Annotated in this window: 5 protein-coding genes and 1 pseudogene; all 6 read right to left on the reverse strand. The window is 70.7% G+C overall.

Features of this window, described 5'->3' with window-relative positions; genetic code table 11:
• Position 1: 1 nt before the first annotated feature.
• Positions 2-835 carry an ABC transporter permease gene (locus ACFWWU_RS04380; RefSeq protein ID WP_384138769.1) on the reverse strand — a complete coding sequence of 278 codons (834 nt, stop codon included), beginning with the start codon at positions 833-835 and terminating at the stop codon, positions 2-4.
• Positions 832-2049: an ATP-binding cassette domain-containing protein gene (locus ACFWWU_RS04385; protein WP_384138772.1), complete on the reverse strand. Its 1218-nt coding sequence runs from the start codon at positions 2047-2049 to the stop codon at positions 832-834. Before ACFWWU_RS04385 ends, ACFWWU_RS04380 begins: the two co-directional genes overlap by 4 nt.
• A 143-nt stretch (positions 2050-2192) precedes the next feature.
• Positions 2193-2972 (reverse strand): ABC transporter permease, encoded by a 780-nt coding sequence (locus tag ACFWWU_RS04390; RefSeq protein WP_384138777.1) that lies wholly within the window; start codon positions 2970-2972, stop codon positions 2193-2195.
• Positions 2973-2974: 2 nt separating this feature from the next.
• Positions 2975-3943: an ABC transporter ATP-binding protein gene (locus ACFWWU_RS04395; protein WP_384138780.1), complete on the reverse strand. Its 969-nt coding sequence runs from the start codon at positions 3941-3943 to the stop codon at positions 2975-2977.
• A gap of 91 nt (positions 3944-4034) precedes the next feature.
• Positions 4035-4970 carry a cellulose-binding protein gene (locus ACFWWU_RS04400; protein ID WP_384138783.1) on the reverse strand — a complete coding sequence of 312 codons (936 nt, stop codon included), beginning with the start codon at positions 4968-4970 and terminating at the stop codon, positions 4035-4037.
• Between the two features lie 114 nt (positions 4971-5084).
• Positions 5085-6502, reverse strand: a pseudogene (locus ACFWWU_RS04405) (hypothetical protein); the annotation flags it as partial.

The raw sequence follows: 6502 nt of genomic DNA on the forward strand, positions 1-6502 counted from the left end.
CTTACACGTCGCGGCTGTTCAGCAGGGCGTAGGCGCCGGCCAGCGCCGCGGCCGCGACGCCGCCCATGATCAGCAGCGGCTCCCAGCCCGCCGGGCCGCTGTCGCCGAACGGCGGGCGCTCGCTGTACAACGCGATCATCTGCGAGGGGATCGCGTAGGTGAAGAGCGCCTCCTGCACGGACCTGAGCGCCTCCGAGAACATGAACAGCGCCGCCACCAGCGGAAGCAGCAGCAGACCGATCATGACGGTGATCGCACCGGCGGAGTGCCGGATGAGCGTCCCGAGCGCCAGCGACAGCAGACCGAGCAGGGCCAGGTAGGCGCCCGCTCCGACCGTCGCCCGCAGCCATTCCGCGGACGTGGGTTCCCGCGCGTCGACCATGGCGACCTGGGCCACCGCCACCAGCGTCGCGAAGACGGTGGTGACCGTGAAGACCAGCAGGAAGAAGACGATCGCCTTCGCCGTCAGCACCCGCGCACGGGTCGGGCAGGCGGTCAGGGTCGTGCGGATCATGCCGGTGCCGTACTCGGAGGCGACCGTCAGGACCCCGAGCGTGATCACGCAGATCGACGCGGGAAGCATCCCGAAGAAGCCGAAGCCGAGCGCGGACTCCTCGCCCATCGGCGCCTCGGAGGCAGAGGCGATCGCCGCCACCCCCAGGCCGATGGCCAGCATCAGCAGGATCATGACGCCGAGCGTCCAGATCGTCGACCGGACCGAGCGGATCTTCGTCCACTCGGAGGCGAGGGCATCACCGAGGTGCGCCCTGCGCATCGGGATCGGGGAGACGTAGGCGTGCTGCGCCGGAGCGTGGTGGTGGGTGGGGGCGGTCATCGGGCGTCCTTGGTGGTGTCGCTCGGCTGCGGGGTGCCCGGCTGCGGAACGGCCGGAGCGGTCGGCGGGGCGGCCGGAGTGGCCGGGGCGACCGGCGCGCTCTGCGCGGCCGGCTGCGGCGTGGCGTACGGGCCGGGCGCGGGCGCCTGCGGAGCCCCGGCGTACGGGTTCTGCCCGGGCGGCGGCGGGGCGTACCAGCCCTGCTGCGACACCTCGGGTGCCACCGGCTGCTGCTGCGGCATCCCGTACCCCGGCTGTCCGGGCTGAAGCGGCGCCTGGAGGTGGGCGAGCCGGTCGTCGGTGGAGCGGTAGTCCACCGCGCCCTGCGTCATCCGCATGTACGCCTCCTCCAGGGAGGCCTGGTGCGGGGAGAGCTCCCAGAGCCGTACGTCCGCCTCGTGCGCCAGGTCGCTGATCCTCGGCAGGGGCAGACCCGTCACGCGCAGCGCGCCGTCCGGCTCGGACAGCACCTGGCCGCCGGCCTCCATGAGCGTCGTCGTCAGCTTCTCCCGCTGCGCCGGCTCGATCTGCGGCGTCCGCACCCGGGCGAAGTCGGCGGAGTTCGCCGAGATGAAGTCCGTGACGCTCATGTCCGCGAGCAGCTGCCCCCGGCCGATCACGATCAGGTGGTCCGCCGTCAGCGCCATCTCGCTCATGAGGTGGCTGGAGACGAAGACGGTCCGGCCCTCGGAGGCCAGCTTCTTCATCAGGTTACGGACCCAGAGGATGCCCTCCGGGTCCAGGCCGTTGACCGGCTCGTCGAAGAGCAGCACCTGCGGGTCGCCGAGGAGCGCCGCCGCGATGCCGAGCCGCTGGCCCATGCCGAGCGAGAAGCCGTTCGAGCGCCGCTTGGCCACGTCCTGGAGGCCGACGACGCCGAGGACCTCGTCGACCCGCTGCGCCGGGATGCCGGCCAGCTGGGCGAGCGACAGCAGGTGGCTGCGCGCGCTCCGGCCGCCGTGCACGGCCTTGGCGTCGAGCAGCGCGCCGACCTGCCGGGGCGCGTTCGGGAGCTGCCGGAAGGGGTGGCCACCGATGGTCACATGACCCGCGCTGGGCCGGTCGAGCCCGAGGATCATGCGCATCGTCGTCGACTTCCCGGACCCGTTGGGGCCCAGGAAGCCGGTGACCACACCGGGCCTCACCTGGAAGGAAAGGTTGTACACGGCCGTCTTGGCGCCGTAGCGCTTCGTCAGGCCGACTGCCTCGATCATTCTCCAGCCCCATCGACAGGTCGTCGCATCCGTGTCGGGGCGTGGCGGCCGTCGGCCGGAGCCCCCCGTATGAATGAGGAGCTTATCCAGCCGTTGACGGTTCCGGCGAAGTGGGAGAGAAGCGGAAGAGAAGCGGAAGGGACTCAGGCGTCGCGCTTCTTCATCACCAGGTAGCCGCCTGCGAGCGCGGCCACCACCCAGATCAGCATGATCCCGAGCCCGCCCCACGGCCCGTACGGGGCCTCCTCGCTGTTCATGGCGTCGGGGACGACCTGCATGATCTTCGCGCCGGCCTGGTCGGGGAAGTACTTGGCGACCTCCTTCGCCTTCGGCACCGCCGCCAGGATCTGGGAGATCAGGAAGAAGAAGGGCACGAGGATGCCGAGCGCGAGCATCGACGAGCGCAGCATCGCGGCCACGCCCATGGAGAACAGCGCGATCAGGCCCATGTAGATCCCGGCGCCGATCACCGCCCGCAGCACGTTGTCCTCGCCGATCGAGGTCCGGTGGCCGCCGAGCAGCGCCTGCCCCAGGAAGAAGGAGAGGAAGCTCGTCACGAGGCCCACCAGCAGCGCCAGACCGCCGGCCACCGCGATCTTCGAGAAGAGGAAGGTCGCGCGCTGCGGCACGGCGGCGAGCGAGGTGCGGATCATGCCGGAGGAGTACTCGGTCCCCACCACCAGCACGCCGAAGACGACCATCGCCAGCTGACCGAGGATCATCCCGGAGAAGCTGACGAAGGTCGGGTCGAAGGTGAGCTGTTCGGCCTGGCTCAGATCGTCGAAGGTGGAGTTGACGAGCGCGCACAGCGCCGCGCTCATCGCCACCGTGACGAGGAGGGCGCTCGCCAGCGTCCAGACCGTCGACGACACCGTCCGGATCTTGGTCCACTCGGACTGGAGGACCGCGGTTGCCGCTGCCATCTTCAGGCTCCCTCGGAGGTCGAGCCCCACCGGGGGCCGGGCGCCGTCGCGGCGCCGTGTACGTCGGTGCCGTGCGCGTGGTACTCCACCGCGCCGGCCGTCATCTGCATGAACGCTTCTTCGAGGGAGGCGCGCTGCGAGCTCAGTTCGTGCAGGACGAGCTGGTTCGCGGCCGCCAGCTCGCCCAGCTTCTCGGTGGTCGCCCCGTCCACCTCAAGGGTGCCGTTGCCCGCCTCGACCGCCACGAACCCGTTGGCGTGGAGGACGTCCCGCAGGCGCTCCTGCTGCGGTGAGCGCAGTCGCACATAGCTCCGCGAATTCTGCTGGATGAAATCCGCCATCGACGTGTCGGCCAGCAGCTTTCCCTGCCCGATCACGATCAGATGATCGGCCGTCAGCGCCATTTCACTCATCAGATGGCTGGAGACGAAGATCGTCCGGCCCTCGCCGGCCAAGGCCTTCATCAGATTGCGGATCCAGTGAATTCCCTCGGGGTCCAGACCATTGACGGGTTCGTCGAACATCAGGATCTCGGGATCACCGAGCAACGCCGAGGCGATACCGAGCCGCTGCCCCATGCCGAGGGAGAAACCCTTCGACTTCTTCCGCGCGACCGCCGTCAGACCCACCAGATCGAGCACCTCGCCCACCCGGCTCCGCGGGATCCGGTTGGACTGGGCGAGACACAGGAGGTTGTTGTACGCGGAACGCCCGCCGTTCATCGCCTTGGCGTCGAGCAGCGCGCCGATGTACTTGAGCGGCTCTTCGAGGTCCCGGTAGTGCTTGCCGTCGATCCGGACCGTACCGCTGGTCGGGTTGTCCAGATCGAGCATCATCCGCATCGTCGTCGACTTGCCCGCCCCGTTCGGCCCGAGGAAGCCGGTGATGACGCCCGGCCGGACCTGGAAGGAGAGATGGTCGACCGCTGTCTTGTCCCCGTAACGCTTGGTCAGGCCCTCAAGCTCGATCATGCGTACCAACCTAAGGGCGCACAAAACCCCCCGCCACCGGAGTGACAGGGGGTCCTGAGAGGCGCTGCGTACGCGTTGCCGCGACGCCTTGTCAGCGGGACTGCTGGGCCGGGACGCCGGCCGCGCGCTCGTCGTCGATCGGGGAGCCGGCTGCCGCGACCGCGGCACCCGTCAGGGTCGCCAGCATCTCGCGGACGTTGGTCAGCTGGGCGTTGATCGAGTCGCGGCGGTTCGTCAGCGCCGCGAGCTCGCGCTCCGATTCGCTGCGGATCCGGTCGGCCTTCGCGTTCGCGTCGGCCACGATGTCCTCGGCCTGGCGCTGCGCGGTCTCCACCGTCTGACGGGCGCGGCGCTCCGCGTCCGTACGCAGCTTCTCGGCCTCCAGCCGGAGCTGCTCGGCGCGGTGCTCGATCTCGGCCAGGCGCTTCTCGGCCTTCGCCTGACGCGAGGCCAGGTCCCGCTCCGACTGCTCGCGGCGCTTCGCCAGGTTGGTCTCGAAGTCCGCGGCGGCCTGGGCGGCCTTGGCGCGGGTCTCCTCGAAGAGGGCGTCCGCCTCCTCGCGCTTCGACTGCGCGTCCTTCTGCGCCTCGGCACGCAGCGAGTTGGCCTCGCCCTGCGCCTTCTCGACGATCCGGACGCCCTCGTCCTCGGCCTTCGTCTTCCGCTCGGACGCGAAGGACTCCGCGTCGTTGCGCACCTGCTGGGCGGCCGACTCGGCCAGCTCGCGGTGCTGCTCGGCGGCGCGACGAGCCTCCTCACGGAGATCCTTCGCCTCCTCCTCGGCGAGGCGGAGGATCTTCTCGACACGGGCACCGAGGCCGGCGTACGACGGCTCCGCGTCGGTGACCTGCGCCTGGGCGTTCTGCGTTTCGAGGTGGAGTTCCTCGATGCGCTTCTCCAGTGAGGTGATGCGGGACAGCGCGCTGTCACGGTCGGAAACGAGCTTGGTAATGCGGTCGTCCACCTGACCGCGGTCGTAACCGCGCCGCACGAGCTCGAAGCCGAAGGGGGAGGAAGTGTCGCTCATGGGTTTCCTGTCGAATGAGACCGGTGAGGTGTTAGAGGGAATCCTAGGGGCCGAAGCGGCGTGTCATCGAGCGTATGCCCGTTTGATCTGGAGAATGTCCAGCCTTTTGAGTGGCTAGCCGTCCTGGGACTTGCCACTCGAACGAGTGGCCCCCGTCGACGCACCCGCCTTGAGCCCGTCCTTCGCCCCCGCCGACGGCGTCTCGAAAGACTCCAACGCCTCCAGCACGTCCTGGACACGGGAGATCTCGGCATTGATGTCCTCGCGTCGGCGCACGAGCACCTCCAGCTCCCGCTTGCCCTCCGCGACGGTCCTCGCGGCCTCGGCCTCCGCGTCGGCCCGCAGCTGCTCGGCCTCCGCCTTGATGCCCTCGGCCTCCGCGACGAGCGAAGCCTTCTTCTGCTCGGCCTCCTTGAGGAGCGCCTCCGCCTTCCGCACCGCCGCGATACGGACCTTGCTCGCCTCGGAACTCGCCTCGGAGACGAGCTCCTTCGCCTTCTCCTCCGCCTCGGTGCGCTGCTCCGTGGCGGCCTTGACCAGCTTGTCGACGCGCTCGCCGGCCGTCTTCATCTGTTCGGCCGTCTCGCGCCGCGCCCGGTCGTGCAGTTCCTCGATCTCGCCCTCGACGCGGCTCCGCAGCTCCTCGGACCGGTCCCTGATGGCCGTCGCGTCGCTGCGCGCCCCGACGAGCAGTTCGTCGGCGTCCGTACGGGCCTTCTCCACCAGCGAGTTGCCCTCGACGGTCGCCTCGGCGACGATCCGCTCGGCCTCCTTGCGGGCCGCGCCGACCATGGTGTCCGCCTGCGTCTCGGCCTCGGTGGTGGCGCGCAGCGCCTCCTCCTGGGCCTTGGCGATGAGCTGGTCCGCCTGCTCGGCCGCGTCCGAACGCTTCCGCGCGCCGGCGTCCCGGGCCTCGTCCAGCGTCCGGTCCGCCTCCTCGCGGGCCTCCGAGCGCATCTGCTCGGCCGCCGCCTCGGCATCCGCCTGCACCTGCTTCGACTCCGCGCGGATCCGCTCGGCGTCCTGCTGCGCGGCGCCCACGGTCGCGGTCGCCTCGGCCGCCGCCTCGGCCTTGTGACGCTCGGCCTCCGCGACGGTCCGGCCCGCCCGCTCGGCGGCCTCCGCCGCGACGCGCTCGGCCTCGGCGCGCGCGTCCGCCATGACCGCGTCGGACAGCTCGCCCGCCTCACGGGTGATCCGCTCGGCCTCGCTCGTCGCCTCGGCGATGAGCGCGTCGGCCTGTTCCGCGGCGTCGGAACGGCGCTTGTCGGCGGCCTTGCGGGCCTCGTCGAGGACCTGCTCGCCGTCGGCGAGGGCGGCCGTCCGCAGAGCCTGGGCGTGCGCCTCCCCGTCGATCTTGACCTGCTCGGCCTCGGTACGGAGCCGCCGCGCGTCCTGCTCGGTCGTCTCCATGAGCTCGATCGCCTCGGCGGTGAGCCGCTCGGCCTCGCTCGTCGCCTCGGCGATGAGCGCGTCGGCCTGTTCCGCGGCGTCGGAACGGCGCTTGTCGGCGGCCTTGCGGGCCTCGTCGA

The organism is Streptomyces sp. NPDC058650 (genome assembly GCF_042717315.1).
In the GTDB taxonomy this organism is placed as follows: domain Bacteria; phylum Actinomycetota; class Actinomycetes; order Streptomycetales; family Streptomycetaceae; genus Streptomyces.

Excerpts from the sequence above, each read along its gene's own strand:
- ACFWWU_RS04380 (WP_384138769.1), bottom strand. The coding sequence starts at position 835 with ATGACCGCCCCCACCCACCACCACGCTCCGGCGCAGCACGCCTACGTC.
- ACFWWU_RS04385 (WP_384138772.1), bottom strand. The coding sequence starts at position 2,049 with ATGATCGAGGCAGTCGGCCTGACGAAGCGCTACGGCGCCAAGACGGCC.
- ACFWWU_RS04390 (WP_384138777.1), bottom strand. The coding sequence starts at position 2,972 with ATGGCAGCGGCAACCGCGGTCCTCCAGTCCGAGTGGACCAAGATCCGG.
- ACFWWU_RS04395 (WP_384138780.1), bottom strand. The coding sequence starts at position 3,943 with ATGATCGAGCTTGAGGGCCTGACCAAGCGTTACGGGGACAAGACAGCG.
- ACFWWU_RS04400 (WP_384138783.1), bottom strand. The coding sequence starts at position 4,970 with ATGAGCGACACTTCCTCCCCCTTCGGCTTCGAGCTCGTGCGGCGCGGT.